Source organism: Hyphomicrobium sp. 802 (assembly GCF_000526135.1).
Classification (GTDB): Bacteria; Pseudomonadota; Alphaproteobacteria; order Rhizobiales; family Hyphomicrobiaceae; genus Hyphomicrobium_B.
In genome coordinates this window covers 859,259-883,475 of record NZ_JAFM01000001.1, presented here as the reverse complement: position 1 = coordinate 883,475, position 24,217 = coordinate 859,259, and the positions used below count along the sequence as shown (strand labels likewise).

22 protein-coding genes and 1 pseudogene are annotated in these 24,217 nt (G+C 56.4%); 8 read left to right on the top strand and 15 right to left on the bottom strand.

Annotated features, from left to right (window positions below; genetic code table 11):
* Positions 1–230: 230 nt before the first annotated feature.
* The 7 genes from HYP802_RS0104425 to HYP802_RS0104395 form a co-directional block, all read right to left on the bottom strand.
* Positions 231–683, bottom strand: coding sequence for a carbon monoxide dehydrogenase subunit G (locus HYP802_RS0104425; protein WP_013945894.1), 453 nt, complete (start codon positions 681–683; stop codon positions 231–233).
* A 93-nt stretch (positions 684–776) separates the two neighbouring features.
* The gene (locus tag HYP802_RS0104420; RefSeq protein ID WP_024275237.1) at positions 777–2,282 is read right to left on the bottom strand and encodes an aminotransferase class V-fold PLP-dependent enzyme; all 1,506 of its coding nucleotides are present in this window, start codon (positions 2,280–2,282) and stop codon (positions 777–779) included.
* 81 nt (positions 2,283–2,363) lie between these two features.
* Entirely contained in the window at positions 2,364–3,707 is a 1,344-nt protein-coding gene (locus HYP802_RS0104415; protein ID WP_035575687.1) for an FAD-dependent oxidoreductase, read from the bottom strand.
* Between the two features lie 43 nt (positions 3,708–3,750).
* Positions 3,751–4,569 carry a creatininase family protein gene (locus tag HYP802_RS0104410; RefSeq protein WP_024275235.1) on the bottom strand — a complete coding sequence of 273 codons (819 nt, stop codon included), beginning with the start codon at positions 4,567–4,569 and terminating at the stop codon, positions 3,751–3,753.
* A 33-nt stretch (positions 4,570–4,602) separates the two neighbouring features.
* On the bottom strand, positions 4,603–4,938 hold the full coding sequence (gene fdxA / locus HYP802_RS0104405) for a ferredoxin FdxA (protein ID WP_013945890.1): 336 nt from the start codon (positions 4,936–4,938) through the stop codon (positions 4,603–4,605).
* Between the two features lie 32 nt (positions 4,939–4,970).
* Positions 4,971–5,321 carry a 2Fe-2S iron-sulfur cluster-binding protein gene (locus tag HYP802_RS0104400; protein ID WP_024275234.1) on the bottom strand — a complete coding sequence of 117 codons (351 nt, stop codon included), beginning with the start codon at positions 5,319–5,321 and terminating at the stop codon, positions 4,971–4,973.
* Between the two features lie 13 nt (positions 5,322–5,334).
* A complete protein-coding gene (locus HYP802_RS0104395) occupies positions 5,335–7,047 on the bottom strand; it encodes an FAD-binding protein (RefSeq protein WP_024275233.1) in 1,713 nt (570 codons plus the stop codon).
* 183 nt (positions 7,048–7,230) lie between these two features.
* Here HYP802_RS0104395 and HYP802_RS0104390 point away from each other — a divergent pair, with 183 nt between their 5' ends.
* A complete protein-coding gene (locus HYP802_RS0104390) occupies positions 7,231–7,929 on the top strand; it encodes a GntR family transcriptional regulator (protein ID WP_013945887.1) in 699 nt (232 codons plus the stop codon).
* Between the two features lie 120 nt (positions 7,930–8,049).
* Here the strand turns inward: HYP802_RS0104390 and HYP802_RS0104385 are convergent, their stop codons facing one another.
* Together HYP802_RS0104385 and HYP802_RS0104380 are read right to left on the bottom strand one after the other, a co-directional pair.
* Entirely contained in the window at positions 8,050–9,738 is a 1,689-nt protein-coding gene (locus tag HYP802_RS0104385) for a bifunctional protein-serine/threonine kinase/phosphatase (protein WP_024275232.1), read from the bottom strand.
* Positions 9,739–9,751: 13 nt separating this feature from the next.
* The gene (locus HYP802_RS0104380; RefSeq protein WP_013945885.1) at positions 9,752–11,227 is read right to left on the bottom strand and encodes a PLP-dependent aminotransferase family protein; all 1,476 of its coding nucleotides are present in this window, start codon (positions 11,225–11,227) and stop codon (positions 9,752–9,754) included.
* 154 nt (positions 11,228–11,381) lie between these two features.
* On the opposite strand from HYP802_RS0104380, the gene HYP802_RS0104375 reads away from it, so the two are divergent.
* The 6 genes and pseudogenes from HYP802_RS0104375 to HYP802_RS0104345 all read left to right on the top strand — a co-directional run bounded on the left by HYP802_RS0104375 (position 11,382) and on the right by HYP802_RS0104345 (position 17,091).
* Positions 11,382–12,809, top strand: a complete 1,428-nt coding sequence (locus tag HYP802_RS0104375) for an APC family permease (protein WP_029670769.1) — start codon at positions 11,382–11,384, stop codon at positions 12,807–12,809.
* A gap of 66 nt (positions 12,810–12,875) precedes the next feature.
* On the top strand, positions 12,876–13,667 hold the full coding sequence (locus HYP802_RS0104370; RefSeq protein ID WP_024275230.1) for an aldolase: 792 nt from the start codon (positions 12,876–12,878) through the stop codon (positions 13,665–13,667).
* A 24-nt stretch (positions 13,668–13,691) separates the two neighbouring features.
* Positions 13,692–14,600: a dihydrodipicolinate synthase family protein gene (locus HYP802_RS0104365; protein WP_013945882.1), complete on the top strand. Its 909-nt coding sequence runs from the start codon at positions 13,692–13,694 to the stop codon at positions 14,598–14,600.
* 59 nt (positions 14,601–14,659) lie between these two features.
* Positions 14,660–14,851, top strand: a pseudogene (locus HYP802_RS0104355) (hypothetical protein); the annotation flags it as partial.
* A gap of 215 nt (positions 14,852–15,066) precedes the next feature.
* Positions 15,067–15,402 carry a glycine betaine ABC transporter substrate-binding protein gene (locus tag HYP802_RS0104350; protein ID WP_024275228.1) on the top strand — a complete coding sequence of 112 codons (336 nt, stop codon included), beginning with the start codon at positions 15,067–15,069 and terminating at the stop codon, positions 15,400–15,402.
* Positions 15,403–16,101: 699 nt separating this feature from the next.
* Positions 16,102–17,091 (top strand): acetamidase/formamidase family protein, encoded by a 990-nt coding sequence (locus HYP802_RS0104345; protein WP_024275227.1) that lies wholly within the window; start codon positions 16,102–16,104, stop codon positions 17,089–17,091.
* A 174-nt stretch (positions 17,092–17,265) separates the two neighbouring features.
* Here HYP802_RS0104345 and HYP802_RS0104340 read toward each other — a convergent pair whose 3' ends face one another.
* Together HYP802_RS0104340 and HYP802_RS0104335 are read right to left on the bottom strand one after the other, a co-directional pair.
* Positions 17,266–17,652, bottom strand: coding sequence for a group 1 truncated hemoglobin (locus HYP802_RS0104340; protein ID WP_013945877.1), 387 nt, complete (start codon positions 17,650–17,652; stop codon positions 17,266–17,268).
* A 248-nt stretch (positions 17,653–17,900) separates the two neighbouring features.
* Positions 17,901–18,494 carry a Crp/Fnr family transcriptional regulator gene (locus HYP802_RS0104335; protein WP_245261454.1) on the bottom strand — a complete coding sequence of 198 codons (594 nt, stop codon included), beginning with the start codon at positions 18,492–18,494 and terminating at the stop codon, positions 17,901–17,903.
* Positions 18,495–19,087: 593 nt separating this feature from the next.
* Here HYP802_RS0104335 and HYP802_RS0104330 point away from each other — a divergent pair.
* Positions 19,088–20,614 (top strand): hypothetical protein, encoded by a 1,527-nt coding sequence (locus tag HYP802_RS0104330; protein WP_013945874.1) that lies wholly within the window; start codon positions 19,088–19,090, stop codon positions 20,612–20,614.
* A gap of 309 nt (positions 20,615–20,923) precedes the next feature.
* Here HYP802_RS0104330 and HYP802_RS0104325 read toward each other — a convergent pair whose 3' ends face one another.
* The 4 genes from HYP802_RS0104325 to HYP802_RS0104310 form a co-directional block, all read right to left on the bottom strand.
* Entirely contained in the window at positions 20,924–22,366 is a 1,443-nt protein-coding gene (locus HYP802_RS0104325) for an IS1182 family transposase (protein ID WP_013947914.1), read from the bottom strand.
* 212 nt (positions 22,367–22,578) lie between these two features.
* On the bottom strand, positions 22,579–23,382 hold the full coding sequence (locus HYP802_RS0104320; protein ID WP_013945873.1) for a pentapeptide repeat-containing protein: 804 nt from the start codon (positions 23,380–23,382) through the stop codon (positions 22,579–22,581).
* The gene (locus HYP802_RS23950) at positions 23,321–23,449 is read right to left on the bottom strand and encodes an SHOCT domain-containing protein (RefSeq protein ID WP_244421080.1); all 129 of its coding nucleotides are present in this window, start codon (positions 23,447–23,449) and stop codon (positions 23,321–23,323) included. The genes HYP802_RS0104320 and HYP802_RS23950 overlap by 62 nt, the downstream gene beginning before the upstream one ends.
* A gap of 173 nt (positions 23,450–23,622) precedes the next feature.
* The gene (locus tag HYP802_RS0104310) at positions 23,623–24,216 is read right to left on the bottom strand and encodes a Spy/CpxP family protein refolding chaperone (protein WP_013945871.1); all 594 of its coding nucleotides are present in this window, start codon (positions 24,214–24,216) and stop codon (positions 23,623–23,625) included.
* Position 24,217 lies beyond the last annotated feature (1 nt).

The following is a 24,217-nucleotide window of genomic DNA, read 5'->3' as shown; positions in this document are numbered from 1 at the left end:
CTCCTTGTCGCGCAGCTCACCGGATAACTGTCATGCTAAGAAGCCAATTCTAACATGTCAAAAACAAATGCCAGGCATCGATAAAATTCTGTCTTTATACGCAAAATTTGCAAAGGGAGTGGGCCGAATGAACAAGTGCTGGGCATGCGAAGCTTAACACGTAATCAAAAGCAACTCCCTCAGGACGGGGAGAGGACCAGCGGCTGGCGTGACAAAACCACGAACCGGCATCAGGCATGAACCCGATTTTCGACCTGAACCTGAAAACTGTCGAAGAACTGATCAGACAGCTTGCGAGCAAATCCATCGATCAGACGACTTCCGAGCTGCGCAATCTTTCCGCCGACCTGCGCATTCACGGTGAAACTGAGTTCCGTCGTTTCGCCGACGTCAACAAGCGACACTCTGGCGTTGCCATTCGCGAAACCGGCCATGCCACCCTTGCCTTCGCCGCTGATGACATAGCCTTCCGGCGGGTTGACGTCGGACAAGCGAACATTCGCGCGAAAGGTAGCCTGCACCGGTCCGATTTTCTGCTTTACGATCGCTTCAAACCCTTCCTCGGCGTTTCCCGAGAGTTCTTCACATCCAGGAATACAGACGCGCAAAACTTCAGGATCGTTGAGACATACCCAGACAAGATCCCGATTTGCGGGAATGGCGCGAGTGCCATTTAATTCCATGATCTTTCTTCCTAAGAGTTTGATTGCAGAAAACTTCGGTTACTGAGCGCTCGTGTTTATCGTCGACTTACGGTCATCTTATCATCCGCGAACTCAAATCGTTTTTGAGAGAGCGTGATCAGATTGAGAGAGTTCAGACTTGGGATGAAAAATCGCGCGGCGAGGATCTACGTCGTAGTGTTGGGCATAAGCTGTAGCGTCTTGCGCTAGTTGGGTGACGGAGTTCAGGATGTAGTCCGCCTTATCGTCGGAAAGCAGGACGCTAAAGTTAAGACGGACAAAGCCCGGCTTGCGAATTTCATCTCCTTCAGCAATTGCGCGCCGCAGATCTGCGGACTCGTCCTCGTCAATCCTCAGCAATCGGTGAACATATGGTCCAGCGCATGCGCATCCACCTCGCGCCTGGATGCCGAACCGGTCGCTCAGCATGCGCGTGATCAGTTGTTGATGGATGTAGCCGCCTTTGCCGTCTCTGATCCGGAACGAGAAAATTGGCAGACTTTCAGCTTGTCGATGGCCGAGAAGCTCGATGCGCTCGCTTACGCCCCAGGCTGCTAAGGCCCGCGCACGCAAATCCGCGTTCCGCTTGGTCATTGTGTCGATGCCGATAGCTTCCTTTACGAGAAAAGCCAGGGCCGCACGAATATCCCCCACAACGTTCGGCGTTCCGCTTTCCTCGCGCACTTCGAGACTATCGCTGTAGTCCTGAGCAGTCGGCGTCACGAACTTGACCGTGCCACCGCCCGGCCACGTAGGCTTCTCGGTCACCACCCCGTCCTTGCGGACAATCAGGATGCCTGATGCCGCTGGTCCCCCGATGAATTTATGAGGAGAGATGACGACGGCATCGATTGCAGCGTCATTGGCTGGCTGCATGTTGATCGGCAAATATGGTCCTGCACCAGCGTAGTCCCACACAATTTTTGCATTCTTGGCTTTTGCCATTCGCGTAATTCCGGCTACGTCGGACACGATCCCGGTGACGTTGGACGCCGCGGAAAACGCACAAAGGACTGGGCGATCGTCCGCGACAATCAGCGCTGCATGGAGTTGATCCCAATCTGGCCCACCCGTCGCTGCCTCCGCGATCTCGACAATCTCAGCGCCGCTTTCTCGCCAAGGCAGAATATTCGAATGGTGCTCGTAAGGGCCAATAATCACGCGCGGCACGACACCATGCGTCACGTGCTCACGTATCCCAAACAAACTCACGAGACGGTTCAATCCAGCTGTGGCGCCTGAACCAGCAAAAATGACGGCGTAACGGCTGTCAGCATTACAGCATTCAGCGATCGCCGCTCGCGCCGCTCTGCGAAATCGAGTCATCAACCCTCCACAGAACGAGGCCTCAGTGTGACTGTTGGCGTAAAAGGGAAGTATCTTATCAATTACGAAACGCTCAACCAATGCGAGGGCCCGACCAGATGCAACGTAGTCAGCATAGATGAGCGGTTTTGCTCCGAATGGACCCAGAATTTCCGCATCCCTGCCGATCAATTCTGACGCAAGGAAATTTAGCCTATCCGGGCGGGCCAGATCTTTTTTGAAGGACGAAAAAAAATCATCTGTAGAATTAGGAATGCCCGCTGTGTGTCTCATGTGGTTCCCTCGGACGGCTCTCGGCAACCAACTGAACTGCGCAACGAGAGAGCCAATTCGGTAGTTCGCATTGCTGCGTTTCTAGGCGGGCGTCGCCGGTATCTTGCGACAAACTTCGAGCATGTGATCCACCCGGACGAACTTACGTCGCGGTGCGCCCATCAGTGCCGCAGCTACCTCGGCGGCTTCGATGGCCTTCCAGTCATCGAAGTCGGTCCATCGCAAGCTTCTCTCTTGGAATAGCTTTTCGAGTCCCGAAAACCCCGTCCGGCCGGAAGCATCGACTTCAGCGATGATCTTTTTTGCGATCTCTTCGCCATCGATACGATTGGTACCTATCTTTCCGGAAGGACCGCGCTTTAGCCAGCCAACGACATAGAGCCCCGGCGCAACTCTTCCGGCATCACTCTGCAGGCGATTGTCTGTCCCACGGAGATTCACACCGAGCATCGGGGACGGCCTGTATCCAATTGCATAGACGACAAGGCTGCAGGGTATCTCGAAGATCTCGCCGGTGCCTTCGACTGCTTCGCCGACAACGCGCGTGCGCTCGAAACGCACTGCCTCGACACGGTCGTCGCCGAGCACTTGAACTGGGCGGGCGTTGAACTGAAATCGTAATCTGCGCGCGCGCGACATTGGATCGGCCTGCGCGAAAGCCTTGAAGCATTCGAGGTTCTTGTTCTTTAACCTGCGATCCCGCAGCGAAAACTCTTCGCCGATCGTTTCCGGAAGTTCAGCGGCGTCCGCGAGCGCTACAGTCGTTTGAAGTTCTCCCAGTTCTTGCAGCTCGGCTGTTGTGAACTTGGCCTCGACAGGGCCTCTTCGCCCAACAATGTGAACGTCAGACAAGTCTGCTACAGAGAGTCGCTGAAGGGCATGATGTGCGATGTCACTGTTTGCCAGTTCGTCGGGCGACTTCGACAGAACGCGAGCAATATCGATCGCAACGTTGCCGTTACCGATGACAACCACGCCACCGCCGTCGAGACGGGGATTGAGTTCGGCGAAATCCGGATGGCCATTATACCAACCCACGAATTGCGCGGCACCGTACACCTCCGGAAGATTGTCGCCAGGAATGCCGAGCGGTGCATCGAGGGGCGCGCCGCACGCAAGGACCACTCCGTCGTAGAAACGACGCAACTCGTCGAGCGAAACGTCACCGCCAATCTCGACATTTCCGACGAAACGTATGTTATCCAGCCGCGCAATTCGCTCGAACGTGTTTTGAATGGACTTTGTCGTCTGATGGTCTGGTGCGACACCGGACCGGATTAGCCCATAGGGCGTCGGCAGCCGCTCGATCAAAGTGATCTCGCAATCGGGACATGCCGCGGCAAGCGCCTCCGCCGCGTAAAATCCTGCAGGCCCCGCGCCGACAATGGCAATCTTCAATCCAGAAGCCGCATTCTGTTGGAGCATCAAATCTCTCTCGCGAATCCGCAAACTAATATGGGTCTGGAAGTTAGATCGGGATGGGACAGCGCTCACAGCGGACGTCCAGCGTCTTGACGTGCGCAACAAATTCCGCTGCCCTAGCGATGGTCACGTCAAGCACGGCCTTTCCGATTGCGGCTGTCGCCGAGGCTGGATTTGAATATGTCCCTTGCCCGCCAGTCCGATTGTAGAATTCCTCGGCGGTCGGCTGGACAAACGCCACATTTTGATCGAGCGGCGGATCCATCGGCGTATTGCTGGCGAAGGCCGCGAGAGGATGATCTGGCAGCGCTATAATCTCATCGGTCTTCACCAGATCGGGATGGGCATGCATCATGAATGAGGTTTCGACATTTCCCGCGTGATGCGAAGCATCGCGCGCGTTCCCCGCCGCCTCACATACTTCCTTACGGGCTATGAGATGCGTATCGATGATCGCGACGAAAGCGCCAGTCTTGAAGCGTAACTTGGCCATCGCGACCTGAAGCGGTGGGAGATTCGCAACGCGGTTGCCGTTGACGAAAATGATCTTTCGGAAGCCGTGAGAGATCAGGCTTTCAGCGATGTCTATTGCAACCTGCATCAGCGTTTCAGGACGCAGCGTGATTCCACCGGGATATGCGAGATGATGCGGAGACCAGCCAAAATGCATCGGCGGCGCAACGAGGACACCTTCCTTCTTCGCAACAGCTTCGGACACATCGCTGGCCCAAGCGGTGTCGACCAAGAGCGGCGTATGCCTACCGTGCTGCTCCGTGGCGCCAATCGGAACCAACGCTACATCCTGATCTTCAAGATAAGCCTCTATGTCCGGCCATCGCAGCTCGTGTAGCCATACGCTTTTCATGTCTCAATCCTGGATAGAAGTTGCATCGCGTGTTTAAGGGGCCGCGGGATCCGGATCGAATTCCGTCTCCAACTTGTTCTCGACCTCGATCCAATCCTCAGCGTCGTCGGGCACAACAGTCGGCTTACGTATGTTCGGCCAAAGAGCAGCGTACTTCCGATTGAATTCGACCCATTTTTCCGCACCCGGAGCGGTATCGCGCACGATTGCTTCAGCGGGACACTCCGGCTCACAGGCTCCGCAATCTATGCATTCCGCAGGATTGATCACGAGCATGTTCTTGCCTTCGTAAAAGCAAGTGGCCGGACACGATTGCAGGCAATCCTGAAACTTGCATCTGATGCACGATTCCGTAACGACGAAAGTCATGAGATAATCCCGACGTGATATTGGCGCATTGTTCAGCGCTGCTTCATCAAGGTCGACAGATGTTCTTTCGACGGCAGGATGTCTGTTACGAGATCTCGGATCACCGTTTTGTTTTCCAGCGGCTCGACCTTGACGCCCTTTATCGGAAGCTTCGCGGTGCATGCGTATTCGACCTGACCGTTGATCATCACCGAGCATTCCTTGCAGGCGTTTGCGTTGATGCAGCTGTAACGCACCGCGAGCGTCGGATCCTCATTCGCTCGAATCCAGAGAAGCGCATCGAGCACCGACATTCCTTCGATGAAGGGGACAGTAAAATCCTGCTGATATTGGCCGTTTTCTTCAGTGCCGCGCGTGATCGATATGGTGACGTTGGTTGTCATCAGACTGACTTGCTCACAATGTGGTCGCGAGAACCTGCTGCGTTAAAGGAACCCAGCGAGAGCTGACGACCCCCTCCTCGATGCGCAAAACCTGATTGCGCTTGTAGTCATCTTTCGTCTCGGGATAATCGAGACGCTGATGCGCACCGCGACTTTCCTTGCGGTTGAGCGCAGCAAGCGTGATTGCCTCGGCGATCTGGAGAGAATTACGCAGCTCGAACCATTCTTCGACGGTGGTGTTGAACACCATCCCCGAGCTGAGGGTGATGTCACCAAGACCGGCGCGCATTTCGGACAGCCGCTGCAATGCCTCGGAGAGCGAGGCTTCGGTGCGCATGAGGCCGACCTTCTTCCACATCAACTCCTGGAGTTCGCTCCACAGCGCGGAAGTACCTGCCTTTATTGTCTTCGCCGTGTTGTTGGCGCGCTCGTTCACGGACTCGATCAAGGAAATGATCGGCTGCGCGGCTTCTTCTGACCAAACGACGCTCGCGCCTTCGACGAACTGGGCTGCAAACCGTCCGGCTCTTTCGCCGAAAACCAGTGCCTCCGGCAGGGCATTGCCGGACAGCCTATTTGCGCCATTCGGTCCACCAACGGCTTCGCCGGCGCCGTAAAGTCCGAGACAGCCTGTCTCCATCTTCTCATTCACTCGAATGCCGCCCATGTGATAATGAGCGATAGGAGCTACTTCGATAGGCTGCTTTGTGAGATCAATGCCGTTCTTTGCAAGCAATTCGATCGCTGGACCGAACGCCGCGCGCAATTTTTCTTCTGGAACGTGCATGAAACTGAGGTAGGCGCCGCCCGCAGGAGAGCCTCGTCCCGCCTCGTTTTCTTTCACGATGGCGTAGGCGGTGATATCACGCGGCGACGTATAGTTGCCACGATCGACTACTCCGTAGGTCTCCAGGAACTCCTCCATTCGACCGTTGAGCAGTCGTCCTCCGAGCTTGTAGCGGAAGGGATCCCACATGATCGGGTCCATTCCGACGAGCCTTGGCGCCAGGTGGCCTATCGGGAAAAATTGCGGGAACTCCATATCGATCAGCTCTGCGCCTGCCCTTAGCGCGATCGCGTATGCGTCGCCGCCCATATTTGCTGAGGCGCTGTTGCGCTGGAAAAGCTTTGTCAGGCCTCCCGCTGCCATGACAGTTGCCTTCGCCGCGATCGTAACGATCGCCCCATCGTCGGCATGCACACCGACTGCACCGATGACGCGTCCGTCGCTCACAACGAGATCTCGAATTGACAGTCCACTAACGCGCTTGACCGCCTTCACTCGCGAGACTTGGGTGCGAAGCGTCTGGGCTATCGCAGGGCCGGTATTGAGAAAGTCGACGTAAACGCAGCGACGTACGCTGTGTCCCGGCGCCATGACACCGGCGATGCGACCGTCGGCATCGCGCGCCCAACCAACATTCCAGCCGTCGAGCTCACGGATCCGATCTGGCGCCTCGCGGCACAAGATCTCCGAAAGCACCTCGTTGCACACACCACGCCCGGCTTTCAACGTATCTTCGAGATGCTTCTTCCAGTCGTCCGGCTCTTGTTCGCCCAATGCTGCGGCCACGGTCATTTGAGCCATGATCGTCGCGCCGCCTCGCCCGATTAAACTTTTGTCGACGAGAAGTACGGATGCGCCGCCTCGCGCTGCCGCCATCGCCGCGGTCATGCCCGCAGCACCTGCACCTATGACGAGAACGTCGGATTCAAGATGGGGCATCAAGACCTCAAAGCAATCTGAATATGCAATGTTATCTTCGTCATTCTGACATGTCAATCGCGGACACGCGCCGGAGCCAGCACGATATTTCAATGGACCTGATCTGTTATGTCAGCTTAATTATTCAGTAAGCACGGGAATCAATCCGCGAGAAGAAATCCTGGAAACGTTCAGAACCGATCAATGAAAACGGACCCACGCCGTCGGAGCCTCAGCGAGCGGGCCTTCGATCAGATCAAGAGAGATATTGTCTGGTGCGAACTCGCGCCCGGCGAAGAAATCAGCGAAGCTAAACTTTCTGCGATTTATAATCTCGGCAAAGCGCCGATCCGTCATGCGCTCTCGAAACTTACCCAAGACGGCTACGTCATTGCCGTCCCGCGAAGCGGACATGTCATCGCGCCGGTCACCTTGCAGTCGGTCAAGGAGATCTTTGATTTTCGCCTTCTTCTCGAGCCTGAAATCATGGAAAGGGCTTGCGGCAACGTCGATGCGCAACGACTGCGTAAGCTAAATGCGGAATGCACTCGCGGCTACACTCCCGGCGATAGAGCGAGCGAAAGCGCTTTCATGACTGCGAACTACAATTTTCACATGGAGATTGCGCGCTGCTGCGGCAATTCTCGTATGACCGCGGCGCTGTCGCAAACGATGGAGGAAATGACGCGCCTGCTTCACCTCGGCTTCGTCATGCGGGAGCGACCGAAGGAGATGCGAAGCGAGCACAAAAGCCTCATCGATGCCCTGGTCAAAAACGATAAGGCTCTAGCAAGGCAGATTACAGTGACCCACATTCAAACCGTTCGCGCACTGGTCATCGAAGGGATACTGAACCATACGAACTTGAACGGGACCAATATAGCGCTCGTCCGAGGTCGCTAGATCGGCTTAGCGTCAGATAGGGAAGCTTTTTGAGCGTCCATCGTCGATGGTCATTCGTCCCGAGGAAAATCATCCGGGGTCGATCAGACATCCCCATGGTGGGGCCAAGCGCACCTCACCTTATCTCATAAGGAGGAACTCGACGATCACGACAGCGATAAGCAATGCGGAAATGCACTTCCAAAAAAGAACCGGATTGCGCCTCAACAGCGGCACCGCATTTCGTGGCGGCAATACATTCAGCATCCCTGTTTCAAGCTGGTAGATCAACTCTTCCACGTCTGCAAAGCGGTCGTCTCGGCGCAGGGAAATGGCTTTCATGATTGCGGCCTCCAATCGCGCCGGCATCTCAGGACGGTACTGGGAAGCGGGAATGGGTGGACCAAAAAGAGGCGTAGTAAATGGTGCAGTCTCTCCATACGGATAATGCCCCGTGAAGAGGCGATAGATCGTGACGCCCAAAGAAAATTGGTCGGAGATGGCATCGCCAAGCTCTCCTTTGAAGAGTTCGGGAGCCATATAACTTGCGGTTCCGGGCACTTCCTTCTCGGGAAGCTCTTTAAAATTTGGTACGCGTGCGATGCCGAGGTCGATGAGTTTGAGCCCTCCGTCACTCGTCAAAATGACGTTTCCAGGCTTGATATCGCGATGTGCGATGCCACGGCGGTGAAGCGAGGCAACGCCGCGGGATAATTTTAGTGCGATCGCAACCGCATCGCGGAGGGGCACCTGTTCTTCGGAAATTTTAGTCTCGAGGCTTTCGCCCGCATAGAAGGGCATCGCAATATAGAGCCGGCTTTGACTGCCTTCGGGCAAAGCTAGAGTCCGTCCCACATAGGGACTTTCGACTTGCCGCCCAAGAAAGCCCTCGCGCAGGAAGGCAAGCCTTGCACCATCCTCCGACAGTAACATCGTTTTTGGAAATTTCAGGACGATCCGATTTTCCCGATCTCTAGCGACGAAGATACGAGCGTATGCCGCGTCGGAGAGGAGATGTTCGAGACGGTAGCCGTCGATTGTTTCTCCTTCTTCCGGAGGCGGCAGAATCGCGAGGCTATCCATTTCCGCCGCCAATGCATCAAAATCAACCGATGGCAGCGCAATGAAATCGACGACCAATGCGGTCACATTGTCCTGCGATCCGGCAGCGAGCGCTGCGGCTGTGATCGCGTCCGCGTCAGCCTGGGAACTTTTTCGAGCGCAAAGCAATCGAGAGATCTCTTGCTGCGTGAGGACCCCGTGTACGCCGTCGCTCGTGAGGAGGAGCCGATCATGATCGTCAAGTGACTGCCGAATGAAGTCTAGCCGCAACACCGGTTCAAGCCCCAGCGCGCGCAACAGAACTGCCCTATCATCGCTACTGATCGAAACATGATCTTCGGTCAAGAGCGCCAACGCAGCACCACGCAAATGCCAAGCCCGACTATCGCCGATATGCAAAACAAGTGCCTCTCGACCGCGAAGGACGACGCCCGTGAAGGTCGTTGCGGCGCCCTTCATAGTGGGTGTTCGAGCCTGAGCGTTCAGCCATCGATTGAAGCCATCCATGGTCTTTGTCGCCGCCGAAGCCACACTGCCCAGAGGATTTTGCGAACGATACCCATCGAAGAAATTTTGGACTGCAAGTTCGGCTGCGATACGGCCGCCTTTGCTGCCGCCGACGCCATCGGCGAGAGCCACGAGCACGCCCTGAAGTGCACGCTCCTCCTCAGAACCGAGATCGGCAGCGGCAAAATCCTGATTATCGAGGCGGGCACCGCAGTGGCTGGAGAAACCTATGCTGACCTCTATGCTCGTGCGGCGCGCCATCACAATTTCCCAATTAACGTTTCGTTTCGGCGAGTGCCGCACCCAATCGCGCTGTCGCGGCGGCCAGTTCCTTGACGTCGAGGCTCGCAAAACCCAACCGAAGCGCGCCGACCGCTTGTCCGGAGGACGAGAATGCATCCGGCATTTGAATATGGAGCTGCTTCTCCCGGCACCTCGCGACCAGACGCTTCAAGTCAATGCCATCAAAGCGAACCCAAAAGGCGAGACCACCGTCAGGCACGTTAAATCTTGCTCGCCCTCGAAGTACCGCATTCAGCCCGTCAGCAAACTTCGCCCGCCGCTCGATATAATGGCGAAGCATTTTGCGCGTGTGGCGATGGATTTCGCCCGCTTCGATCAGCTCCGTGATTGCTGCCTCCATCGCCGGATCGCCCTGCCGGTCGATCATCATGACTTCTCCTGCCATCCGATCGATAAGTGACTTCGGCGCACAAACGTATCCGAGCCGCAAACTTGGGCTCAGGAGCTTCGAAAGCGAGCCGACATAAATGACATGCCCGGCGGTATCGAAGCTTGCCAGCGGCAGCATCGGTTGATGGCTGAAATGAAATTCATGCTCATAGTCATCTTCGATGATCGCGAAGCCGAACTGAGCCGCCAACAGAATAAGCCGCATCCGCCGCTCGGGCGTCATGCAAACGGTCGTTGGAAAGTGGTGGTGCGGCGTCACGTAGACCGCGCGCACACGCTTCCTGCGGCACACCCGCTCAAGATCCTCGACATTGATGCCATCGTCATCAACATGAACCGTCGCGATTTCCGCGCCCACGCGCCGAAACGCTTCTCGAGCGGGCGGATAGCTCAACGTCTCAACGACGACCGTATCTCCAGGGTTAATGAGCGTCTGCGCTGCGAGAAAAATGCCCATCTGACTTCCTCGCGTCAGACAGATGTTGTCGGCGCCGGCAGCCAAGCCCCGGTCCGCCGTCAACATCGCCGCGAGCGCAGATCTAAGGCCCTCCGATCCGCGCGGATCGCCATAGCCCAACCGGCGGAGTTGCAGTGTCGAGCGCAAGCCGTTTCTGTAGGCGCGCGCTACGGCCTCGATTGGCACGTGACGTATTTCGGGTGCGCCGTCATTGAAGCTTAGCCATTTCGATGGCGGCAGATCGGCAGCAAGCGTGACCTCAGGCCGCGAGAGCTTGAAAGATGGCTCCAGCGGAATGGTTCTGGAGCGCGACCGCTTGTCAACGCTGACATTTTCCAGTTGCGGAAGATTTTCCGCGACGAATGTTCCACGACGCGTTTGCGTCGAAACCCAGCCTTGCGCCTCTAGCTCGGCGTAGGCGTCCATCACAGTTTTTCGATTGATACCCAGCGTCTCACCGAGTTCACGGCTTCCTGGCAATGGGAACCCCGGCGCGAGCCTTCCGCGTCTCACGTCCTCGATGACTGCGTGAACAATCTGTTGAGAGACGGATTTCTTTCCCCGCGTGAGAGCTAGAGAGAGGTGCCAGGGGCGCAACATTCTGGTCCACTCGCTTTTTAAGATCTGGCTGTGTTGATAGGGCCAGTTGCTAGCATATCCTTTTCGCAGATGCAGCAGGAAAGAGCCGAATTACGGGCCGCGAGAAAACGCGCGGCACCGAACGATGCCCCTCGCGCTCAACAGGAGATATGGGATGCAAACCACCAACCAGCTGAAGTCGAACTGCCTCAGCTTCACGGAACTATTGGCCCAAGCTGTGGCCTTGATTTCACCCACCATGACGGCAGCGCTAATCATTCCCGTCATGTACTCGAACACCGGCGACTGGAGTTGGCTGTCCTATGCTCTTGGCACGGTCATGCTGCTGTTCGTCGCCTTCAATCTCAATCAGTTCGCGCGCCGATCGACAGGCTCTGGTTCGATGTACGCTTACATCTGCCGCGGCCTTGGCCTTAATGCTGGCGCCGTCGGGGGATGGTCGCTGCTCTGGGCGTACATGGGCATCACCACCGCAGGTGTGACAGGCTTCACGATCTTCTCGGGCAAACTTCTGGCGATGGCTGGAATCAGTGCGCCACCACTGCTGCTTTCCGCCGTTTGCGTCGCCACCGCCTGGTTCCTGGCATGGAAGAACGTGCAGCTTTCGGCGATCATGATGCTTGTCTGCGAAGGCGCCTCGATGGCCCTGATCGGCTTGCTCTGCTTCATTGTCCTCTTCCAGCATCACTTTGCAATCGACAGCGCTCAGTTCGCGACGTCGACCTTCCCAGCATCTAGCATGGGCCTCGGCGTGGTAGTGGCGATCTTCAGCCTTGTCGGCTTCGAGTGTGCAACGGCTTTTGGCGATGAAGCCAAAGATCCGCTGAAAACGATCCCGCGCGCGGTCGTCATGAGCTTGCTGATTTCCGGCGCCTTCTTTGTCTTCGTGACCTATGTCATGGTGCTTGGAACGCGTGGATACTCGACGCCTCTTGATAAACTCGATGCGCCCCTGAACGTTCTCGCCAATCTCGCACACGTCGGCATTCTACAAGTTCCGCTTTCTCTGGGCGCGATGATCAGCTTCTTCGCGCTCGCACTATCCTGCCTCAATGCCGGGTCACGCATCCTCTACACAATGGGCCGTCACGGCATCCTTCCGCCCGTTACCGCGACGTCGCACAAAACGAATGAAACACCGCATGTGGCCGTAACCGTGCTCGCTGCGATAGCCTTCCTCATCCCCGTCGCGGCGACGGCCGGCGGAATCGCGATGCTTGATCTCTTTAACTATGCGGGCACCTGCGCAGCGTTTGGTTTCCTCGTCCCGTACGCGCTGATAACGATCGCTGCACCCGTCTATCTGAAAGCCATCGGCCAACTTCAAACGAAAGATGTGGCGGTTTGCATAGTCGCGTTGCTGCTGCTCGCGATCCCGACTGTCGGAAGTGTCTATCCTGTGCCGGCCGCGCCCGTAGACAGCTTCCCCTATCTCTTCCTCGCCTATCTCGCGATCGGCCTCGTCTGGATCCTAGCCTTCCACCGCCGCAAACCCTCGGCCGCTGCAGATATCATCAGCGACCTCAAGAGCAGTCACGACCGCTTCATTCCTGGCAGCGGCCCGGCCCTCAATGCTCCCTGACGCCAACGGGAGAGGCCGAGCAGCCGGCCTCTCTCACTTTACCGCGCGATCGAAGGAGAGAAATAAATGTCCGATACACTTACACTTTCAAAAAGCGAGTTGGTCTCGATAGCCCACCAAAGAATGGGCACCGAACTGGCCGACGGCGATTACTCGACGAGGCAGAAGCTCGCGCTTACCTGCCGCATTCTTTTTGACGGCGGCCACGATTCAGGCCTTGCTGGCCAGATCACTGCGCGAGCCGAGGAGCCCGGCACCTATTACACACAGCCCTTCGGGCACGGTTTCGACGAGATCACCGAAGACAATCTTCTTCGGGTCAATGAGAATCTCGAGACCGTCGACGGTCGAGGGATGCCAAATCCAGCCAATCGGTTCCATACCTGGATTTATCGCGAGCATCCGCGCGTCAACTGCATCATCCACACGCACCCGTTCTATTGCTCCGCGCTTTCCATGCTCGAAATTCCTCTGGTTATTTCGCACATGGATACGTGTCCACTCTATGAGGACTGCGCGTTCCTCGAGAAGTGGCCGGGCATCCCTGTCGGCAATGAAGAAGGGATCATCATATCGGGAGCGTTGGGGGAAAAGCGCGCCATCTTGCTTTCTCACCACGGAATGCTCGTTACCGGCTCCACGGCCGAGGAAGCTTGTGTGCTCGCGTTGCTGATGGAGCGAGCAGCAAAGCTTCAGCTGACTGCAATGCCCGTCTCGGACATCAAGCCTGTCCCCGAGCTTTTGGCCCGCGAGGCGCATGACTGGATTTCGACGCCCAAGCGCTATTCCGTCGCTTTCAACTATTACGTCCGCCGCGCCCTCAAGAGTCACGCGGACGCCATCCGAGACGCAGCCTAAATCACCGTCAAAAAGAGGTTCATCATGACACCGAAATTTAAGGGCATCATCGCTTATCCGATTACGCCTTTCACGAGCAATGAAGGCATCGACGTTGCGGCGCTCAAGGCATCGATCGACATGATGATCGCCGATGGCGTGCACGCGATTGCGCCATTGGGGAGCACCGGCGAAAGTGCCTATCTCAACGACGGTGAATGGGACGAGACGGCTGAGACGGCGATCAATCAGGTGGGAAAGAGAGTTCCGGTTGTTGTCGGCATTTCCGATCTTACGACGCGCAACGCCGTCCGCCGGGCGAAATTTGCCGAGCAAGCGGGCGCCGACGCGGTGATGGTGCTTCCGATTTCCTATTGGAAGCTCAACGAGCAAGAGATCTTCGCGCATTACGCCGCGATTGCGCAGAGCATCAACATACCGATCATGCTTTACAACAATCCAGCGACCAGCGGCATCGATATGCGGCCGCACTTTATCGCGAAAATGGTGAAGGAGATCGACAATATCACGATGGTCAAAGAAAGCACCGGCGACATCCAACGGATGCATCAGCTCTACAAGCTCTCCGACGGTCAGATCCCATTTTACAATGGTAGTAATCCGCTTGCGTTCGAAGCTTTCGTTGCCGGAGCTACCGGTTGGTGTACCGCGGCACCCAATCTCATTCCAAAGCTCAATATCGAACTTTTCAGTGCGATAGAGGCGGGCGATCTCCTGGGCGCGCGCAAGGTGTTTTACGACCAGTTGCCGTTGCTTGAGTTTATTGTCGGCAACGGAGGGTTGCCGCCGACGATCAAAGCGGGCCTCAAGATCAAAGGTCTCGATGCAGGCAAGCCGAGGAGCCCGTTGAAGCCTCTTTCGGACGAAAACGTAGCGATCCTTTCGAATCTCATGCGCACGCTCAGCGCCGAGCCTTACAAGGCGGCGGCGTAGGCGGCTGAGTTTGTGAGAAAGATCCGACGATCGAAAAACTCATCATCATCGGCAACGGCATGGCGCCGGGGCGGATGCTCGAGCATTTGCTCGAAGCCGCGCAGGATCGTTATGCCGTGACGAAGACCGTTACCTCGGATCACGGCATTATCGAGTCCTATGATAAACTTGTCATTGCGACGGGCTCATCGCCATTCGTCCTGCCGGCGCCAGGGAATGATCTTGCCGGCGTTCTGAGCTACCGCGATCTCTATGTGATGTTGACGCGATGCCCTTCCCTACGCACGCACGCCATGATGCGCATTGGCACGGCGGAGATCCGCAGGTGTGACGTCTAAAAAGATCGAACCGCGGAGCAAAAGAGCCCGGCCTTTTATCGAGCTTCTTTTGCCGAATTTCTAACTATTGAGCGGACGCCTGCTTATCGGGCGGCCAGACTTGCGCTTCAATTCACTACCTCGATGGCATGGGCGACTCGGGTTTCGGTGCAGCCGTGGTCAACACGGTCGTTCGCTCTGGTTATGTCAATGCGTGCCCGAACTTGGGTAAGCTTCTCACGAACCTGAAGTTCTCGCTCGCCATGAAAGGCGCGATGATGGAACCCGTCTTCAAAAGCGGCGCCGATCCGAAAGCTACGGCGCGCGCGTGGCTCAAGAAAAATCCCGATACCGTCACCCCGTGGCTTTCTGGAGTCACGGCCTTCGATGGTGGAGATGCAAGCGCCGTTTGGATGCAGCCTCGGTGCTGCGCTGAGACGATCCTCGACAGAGATGAAGCAATTGCGATTTGCGGCGCGGGCTAAGGTTTCCAATCGCAGTGAGACCCTCGTCGGCAATATGTCGAGTCATTCAGGTGGCGTATGCTTTCGAGACAGGGACGAGGCGCCTTGAGCCAACGCAACCGTCCGATGACATGATATCCCCCTGCTCTGCATCGCGACGACAGGAGCATCAGAAGGTGTGAACTTATGAGGAAATTCACCGCCTGTCCTAATGAGACCATTGAGATAACGCCGTTGGACCAAATTCAGACATACGAGATCATAGTCGCTTATGCTCTATCTCGATCGTGCCTATCCCGCTCTGCCGCTTAGGGGCGAGACCGCTGCCCAAGCCGGCGCAATTATGCCGGCAACATGTACAGCATTCCTACGCCGACTCTGCCCTCAAACCATTGAGTGGTTCGGCGGTAAGTGATGGCACCCGACTGCGTCAATGTTGACTGAAAGGGCCGAAAAGCTCCCCCTAGACTTTGCATGCAGACCGTTATGTATTGGTGTGCAGAACGGTCTGTATTCTACCGCAATGTGTGCAGAAGGCAAACACGGGGGGCTTCGGATTTGATCGTCAATCCAAAGCGTTCCTCAGCCGTGGCTGCTTATTCAGGAACCCTGAGCTTTTGATCGGCGGACACGATCGTCGCCGCGGTCTTCAGCTTTCTATTTGGATAATTCCACACGGACTGATGCGACGGCGCAAAGACACTGGGGAGTAAAAATACGATGACTTGGCTAAAAAATTCCATCATGGCGAAGCGCGGTGTCGCAAAGGGAATGCGCGGCGCCAGCCATGCCATTACAGAAGATTCTCAAGGGACGTATCACTATGTCTACGGTCCCTATGCGTCTCCCGTTTTGAAAGTTGATCCGGGCGCGGTCGTTTCTGCGGAAACGCACGACGCGATGGAAGGACAGATTAAGTCCACCGACGACAAGCCAAGCCAAATTCTCAATTTCCCGTTTCTCAATCCGCAGAATGGTCCGATCTATGTAAACGGTGCTGAGAAAGGGGACTGCCTCGCCGTATACATCGAAGAAATCGTACCTCGCGGACCCCAGCCAGTAGGCACAACCTGCATCATGCCGGAGTTTGGTGCGCTCGTGGGCACGGGCGATACGGCAAATTTGCAGCCCTATCTGCCGGAGATCGTGAAAAAGATCGAGGTCGACCCAATTAAAGGAGTGCGATGGAGCGATAAGCTGACACTACCTTATCAGCCCTTTATCGGGACGATCGGCACATCGCCCGAAATTGAAGCCATTTCATCGCTTGTTCCCGATTACTATGGTGGCAACATGGATCTGCCGGACGTCGCTCCGGGCTCCATCATTTATCTGCCCGTTCAGAAAGATGGGGCTTTGCTTTACCTCGGGGACTGCCATGCCATTCAGGGCGATGGAGAACTTTGCGGTTTCGCATTGGAACATCCAACGACCACCACGATTCAAATCGATCTCATCAAAAATTGGAAATTCCGCTGGCCACGTCTCGAAACGGCTGAGCGCATTATGACGATCGGATCGGCGAAACCAATGGAGGATGCTGCTCGCATCGCTTATCGAGAGCTCGTGTACTGGATGGCGGAGGATTACGGCTTCGATGCCATTGAGGCATACATGCTTCTGACGCAGGTGGGCAAGCTTCGCGTTGGCAACATGGTCGATCCCAAATATACGCTGGGGGCCTCGATTGCGAAGTCTCTCCTCACTTAAATGGTATTAAACTTAAGAAGAAACGGGGCTGCTGCTCCATACCTATGTGGCCCTGTTCGCGTTTCAGAAGCCTGCAAATAAGAGACCGCTAGGTTGCACAAACGGGGCCGCGAAGTTTGATTTCCTAATCACACCGATCCAACATGGCGAAACCGATGGTGTTATCGTCCCCTGTCAGACTCGAGAGAGGACCTTACCGCGATACCTCTCAATGATATCCATAAACTCACTGATCTCCTGCGGCGGAACGCCAAGCTGGTAGAGCGTGTTACGGATTTCGTGCGCAGTGACGTCGAACTCATAGTCCGTCAAGCTCAGATGCTTGTGAGACTCGAACATGTCCCTTCCCGGATAGCACTTGGGTCCGCCGGTCGCCTCAATACACCACGCGGTGACCATGAACTTATAGCCAGCTTTGTATTGCGCGCTGTGGAAGTCTTTGACCTTCGGATTGAGGTTGTTGATCGTAGCGTTGGTGTGCAAGCGATCGATCAGGTAATCGGCCGCCGTTGCAATGGCATATGCTCCCCCAAGTCGTTCATAAAGCGTCTTATCCGTCATCTCATCCTCGCTCAGTAACTTTTTTCAATCACCCGCCGCAATTGGGGAAATGACCATCGACGGCTGATCCGTGCTGATGGCAGTCACTCTGCAAGGAGTACGCGGATAATGTCGTAGCAGGCGCTACGAGGACCGGAATTTATCTTTTGAAATGCGAATGTCGCCTCGGGCGTTCTTCAATGAGCACTAATCTGCCGAGTGGTTGCAGGGCGATTTATAAATTACTGCAACGTTTGATGTCGGCCCGCTTAAATCACCTTATCGCTGATGAACAGCTGTTTGCCCGACATGCGAACTCTTCCGGTGTCCCTTAGCCGAGACAACGCACGAGTGACGCTGACACGGTGTGCTCCCACCAGAAAACTGATTTCTTCATGCGTTAAGGGAAATGCGATTGTCCAGCCACCAGCACCACGCGCGCCAACTTCCAGGGCGACGTTGACCAACACCTCGTAAAGCCGGTCCTCGAGATTGGGTTCGGACAACGCGCCAACCCGGCTCGAAAGTTGTTGAATTCGCCGTGATAGATTGCGGATGACGACGAGGCCAATATCGGGATGATTTGTTACCAATCCTTCAAATGTCTTCTTGTCTATCCCGCAGGTCACCGTGGTTTCGAGGCAAGTAGCACCAACCGGATAAACGCCCTCCTCCAGCAGTGCGCTTTCACCAATCAAAGCACCCGCTTTGCGAATGTCTAAGGTAATAATACGTCCATCCGCGCTTATCTTCGTGAGTTTCACCGAGCCCATTTTGATGAGGTGAATGCTGTCGGCGCTTTCGCCTTGATGGAAGAGATCCTCACCGGCATCGAGTTTCCTTCGGACGAGCTCGTCGGCCACAGTACAAAGCGTTTCCTGTGGCGCTCCATCGAACAGCCAGATTTGTTCGAAACAACGCGGATGTAGGCCTGCACCGGGCCCGGCGAGTTCCATACACTTACAAGAGCCAGCCGCACATGTTTTGTTCATCATTCGTCTCTGCCGACAGACCACGCGCTGGTCCATAGCGCGGCGGAGAAAGTAAAATAAAAACCGACTACGCTCTTGTAGCGCTGACTACAGAAGCGGACGGAAAATCCTGTCAGTGTTACTGTTCGCGTCCGGACGCCAGAGTCCTTTGCGCTAATTCTGGCTACCAAAATCGCTGGTCCGTTCGGGTTGAAGATATCTATCACCTTCTGAAAGAGCGAGATGCTGTCGTCTCTTCACCTGCTACGACCTATCATCACCCCTAGAAAAATGCCGGATCGATGTGGCGGGGAACCGTTGCAGTTGGGATTCGTGCGGCAGGTATAGCCTTTACACTTTTCTAACCCCGTTCCCAAGCTACCTGACGGCTTGGAGTATATTTTAGAAAAACATCCATTACGGTTCGCAGTCGCGCCGCCTGATGATCAGCGTACGCCTTGAATCGCATAAGGATTGTTTTGGTAATGCAAATGCTCGCTCGATTGTCGGCAATAAGCGCCATGCTCGCATTGACGTGCGCGAGCGAGGGAGTGTTGTCCACGCCTGCTTCTGCGACCAGCGACTCGCTGCGCAATTCGCTCGCGCAGAAGAATTGTCGTCGGGGCACGTTCAAGGACTATTACCTTCAGGGCAACGGCGGCGATCCTCCGTCGAGCTACAAGGGTCGCGTTTACAAGCTCAGCCAAGATTATCCCTCGGAGCTTCCGGTGAAGGAAGAATATCCGTGGCTAAAAATTCCATTTAGAGACGGCGGTCCGGTAGATCCAGAGGCTTATCTGCGCGCGCTCCTGGACTACGGGCTGGAAGGCAACGTCGCGGTCGACTTCTACGTCGAAGACAATAAAATCCGTAAATGGTACGGCTCGCCTTGGATGGACTGGAATACCGAAGTCGCTTCCGACTGGCCGGGGACCGACGGCCGCGAATTCGTGCACGGTTTGACCCATGAATTCGACTCTGCCGGCAACACGTTCGGTGAGCGGCAGCTTGAGTTCGTCGACACCTGGGCTCAGGCTTACGTCAACGATCGATACGCCTTCGCGTTAGGCCAAGTCTACTGCGATCCCGATGACCCGAAGCCTGGCGCGCTCAATCCTGATCCAACAGGTTTGAACAGCATGCCGGACGGCGCGTTTGTCATCAAACTTCTGTTTTCGACGGTGACCGAAGCGGAATTGCCGACGGTGAAAGGCGCACTGGAGTGGGATGCCGATATCTTCGTCAACAAGAGCCCGCGCTTTCGCAACGAGGGGCCGTTGTCACGGTACGAGCGTCGTATTGGCAAGGTGCGCCTCATTCAGATCGATCTGCAAGTGCGCGACGAGCGCAGCCCTACGGGCTGGTTGCTGGGGACTTATGGCTATGACGGGAACGCCAAAGGCGAAACACCTTGGGCACGCATGACGCCGCTCGGCCTACAGTGGGGAAACAACCCTAAGGTGACCTACGCCGAAACTTGCAAAGGTCGGAACGGGCCGTGCGATTATAAACCACTCACCGAACAGTGGATCAATCGTCAAGCCGTCAAGGACCTGGCCACTCCACCACTGAGCTTCAATCATCTGGGCTTCGGCGGCCGCCTCGCCGGCCCCGTAGATAATCCGAAAAGTTCGTGCATGGGCTGCCATCAGACAGCCGGCTTTCCGATGGTGCCTATCCTCGCGGAATTTGCGCCTAATGGAGCTGTCCTCGGGCTCGACGCGGAAAAGCATCCCGAAACGGCGCAGGGCCTTCGCATGATGTACTTCGGCAACGTCCCGGGCGGCGCGGTCTTCAGTGATACTCAGCTCTATTCGAGCGATTATTCCCTGCAGCTTGCAATGGGCTTGCAGAATTTCGTCTCGCTCCGCTGTGCAAAGGACGCGCCATCCCCGCGCCCCTCGCTTTGCGGACAACTCGCTGATTGGACGCGGCTGCAGCGCAAGGCCATCGACAGTGTGAGCGTGTTTGGGACGCCTGGACCGGGCGGCGCACCGATCACTCCGAAGTGACCATAGATAAGCGCCGATTCTCCGGGGCTTCCTCAAGTCAAAGGATGATAATCGGCCGGAGACGCTTTTTCAGTAACTCACGTCTCCTTCGGTGAGTGGAGCGGACAGGAGAGCACGAGAGCCAGCCGTTAAACACTCAAGTCCGCTTTCTCTGCGAAGCCGCACTCGGCTCGAAGATAGCTGCAAAACGGCTCATGTGAAATTTGTACGAAACCTCGGGGGCGCCTCGTAAGTCAGCTTTGCCGAGAGGCTGTGTGAGAACGAAGATGCGGCCCCCCGCTGGCCCGGCCGCGGCCTGCGGGCAGAGCCTCAGATGGCTCTGAGCAGCTTCGGTACTCCAAGGATCGCCATCACGCGCTTCAGATTGTAGGCCAGGACGTGCAGCGCCATCTCGGTGGCGACATGCTTGAGTGTCTTCATCTTGAAGTGAGTGGCGCCCATCCACGCCTTGATCGTCCCGAACGGGTGCTCGACGGTCTGGCATCGTAACGACATCTTATTGGGATCATCGTCGAGGCGCTCCTGGACGCGTTCAAGGATGCCCTCGTGCTCCCAGCGACGGACGCGGCGTTGCTTACTGGTGGTGCACCGGCCTTTGATGGCGCAGCTTCCGCAAGCATCCGTCCAGTAAGAATGCAGCGTCTTGCCGGCCTCTGCATTCGTGAAGCGGTATGTCAGTCGCCCGCCGGCCGGACAGACGTAGGCATTATCGTCCGCGATGTAAGTGAAGTCGGCGCGATCGAAGCGGCCATGGGCTGCAGCGTTTGACGTATGTGGCTTGGGCAACGTGACCGGGATACCGGCTTCCTCGCACGCGACGATTTCCTCGCCCTTATAATAGCCCTTGTCGGCAATCGCCTCGATGTCGGGGCGGGACATCTTTTCACGCGCTGCACGCGCCATCATCGCCAGAGCGTCGCGATCGTAGCCGAGGTTCGTCACTTCATGCGCGACGATAAGGTGATGCTTCGTCTCGACGGCAGTTTGTACATTGTAGCCAATCACGCGGGGCTTTCTGCTCGTCGTCGCCATCGCACGCGCATCGGGATCGGTCAGCGAGACCTGCGTCTCGCCGCTGATGTCCATGCGCTGTTCGATCGCCTTCAAGGCATTGGCCTCTCGCCGGCAGTAGGCCAACTTCTTGACTGCGCGAGCGAGGCGCGCCTCGGGAACCGACATTCCGGTCTTGCTCGCCACTTCGTCAGCACGGTCAAGCTCGACGAGATATTTTTCAATGGCCGCATCGATCTCGCCAAGGCGCCGCTTGAGTTTCTCACGCGTGAAGCTTTTAGTCTTCGCATTGACGGCTTTGAACTTACTGCCATCGATCGCGACGATGCTGGCGTCCAGAAGATCGAGGCCGCGACAAAGAGCGACGAACTGTTGGCATACCTTGCGGATGGCCGGACCGTTCTCACGGCGGAAGTCGGCGATGGTCTTGAAGTCGGGAGCCAGGCGACCCGTGAGCCAGATCAGTTCTAGGTTCCTCCGACACTCGCGCTCAAGACCACGCGAGGACTGCACTTGGTTGAGATAGCCGTAGATGTAGATCTTGAGGATCGTTGCCGGATGGTAGCTCGGACGGCCCGTCTCTTGAGGAACCACCCCGTCGAAGCCAAGCGTACCGAGCTTAAGCGCATCGACGAAGGCGTCGACTACGCGCACAGGGTTATCTTCGTCGATGTAATCATCAATCGTGTCGGGAAGAAGCGTCGCCTGCGTCCGATCCGCGCCCTCGATGAACCGCCTCATTTGATCCCTCCTCAAGCTCGCGGGAGTCGTACATCTGTTCGTCTGAATGGGCGCGTTTTCACACAGCCTCCCGAGATAGCGGATATCGGCAGAACGTCCGACCTGGTCGTTTGCCAGTCATCCGCGAACGTCTGCTGCTTACCCTAAATGCAGACGTCATGACTTTGTCGGCTAAGGGCCAAATCCGGAAGTCCCGCACCGCAGCTCGACACTTAGCGGTGAACACTCGCCAGCCCTTCCACTCCGTTAAACAAGGTGCCGTCAATATCGGCTCGATCCAATTTGGCTCTAGTCATGTTCGAATCCGACAAGTCAGCATGCGCCAAGCTGGCCCTTGAAAAGTCGGCATTGCTGAGGTTGCACGACGTGATCATGATATTTTCGAGGTTCGCTGCGGTGAACGTCGCCCCGCTAAGGTCGGACCACGATATTTGCGTGCGCTCAGGTGTCTTGAGCTGGTCCCTTCGTTTCCATTGCATCTGCGCGTTGGTAAAGTTCGCCCCCCGAAAGCTTGTTTGACTGAAGTGCGCGACTATCCGCGCTCCGGAGAAGTTTGCGCCCGTGAAGTTCGGGGCTTCCGCCCTGGCCTTTTCGAGCGACAAGTAAGCGACGGGCGTGAAAAGACTGGCACCTGATAGATCTGCATCCATGAAATTGGTGCGAACAATGATTGCCCGATCGAGGCTCGCGCCGCTCAAGTTGACATGGGACAGATTTGCGTCCGTGAGGTCAGCACCAAGCAGATTTGCCCCGGCGAGATCGGCGTGCTTGAAGTCAAGTCCGCTCAGATCAAAAAAGCGGAGATTTCTGCCCGAAAGGTTAAGCGGATGCGACGGATCCGCGTTGTGCAAGGCCGTGACAATATCATGAAGCGTGGTGTCGAAGGCCTGAACGGGCCAAGCGACGTAGTAACTCGCTGCCGCAAGGATGCTCAGAAGAGCAGCACGACTACCCCTAGCCACCATGATGGCGGCGGCGTTGTTCGTACTCCTCGCGGTCGATCTCTCCTCGCGCATACCGCTCCTCAAGAATTGCCAGAGCCGATGACGAGTGTCGCCGGGGACTTCCGTCGCCGGACAGCATCCGAATGATCGCGGCGACGCCAAAAAAGGCAATCACCAGAAACGCAATCCAAAAGATACCGCCCATCGGCCACCAGCCAAATGACCACCCATGCATGGGACCTTGCACAGGACCGATTTGCGCCAACACGGATGGCGCTACGAATGCACCAAAAGTCTGCACGACACGCGACCTCACATCATGCAACAGCCATTACCAAGCAGCAGGTCGGCCTTCTTTTTCTGATCGTCGGCTAATGTCTTGTAGAGGGCTTCGGTCGCCGGCTTCATCGCCTTCATGCTGTCCAGCATGCTCTGCATCGCCTGGATATGTGCGTCCAGGCGATCCGTCGCGGTACCGGACTGCCAAGCCTGCATCATCGTTGCGTGCATTCCCTGCATGGCGGCGACTCGTGCTTGCACCGCGTCAACATAATCCTGCCAAGCAGCCTTCTGAGCGTCCGTTATGCCGAGCTCGGCTTTAAGGTAGGCGAGCTGCCCTTGCATCATTGGACCATAGCCCATCATCATGCCGGGGCCCATCATACCATAACCCATCATTCCCGGACCCATGCCGCCATAGCCCATCATGCCTGGACCCATCATGCCGTAGCCCTGTCCCATCATTCCTGGCCCCATCATCCCGTTGCCGTAGCCCATCATCCCGTGACCCATCATTCCGTAGCCCGTCGTAGGGGGCTGCTGGCTCGAACTTTGCGCGAATGCGATTGAAGGTGCCGCCAGCATCGCCAGCAGCGCTCCTGCGATAAGATGTTTGCGGAAACTCATT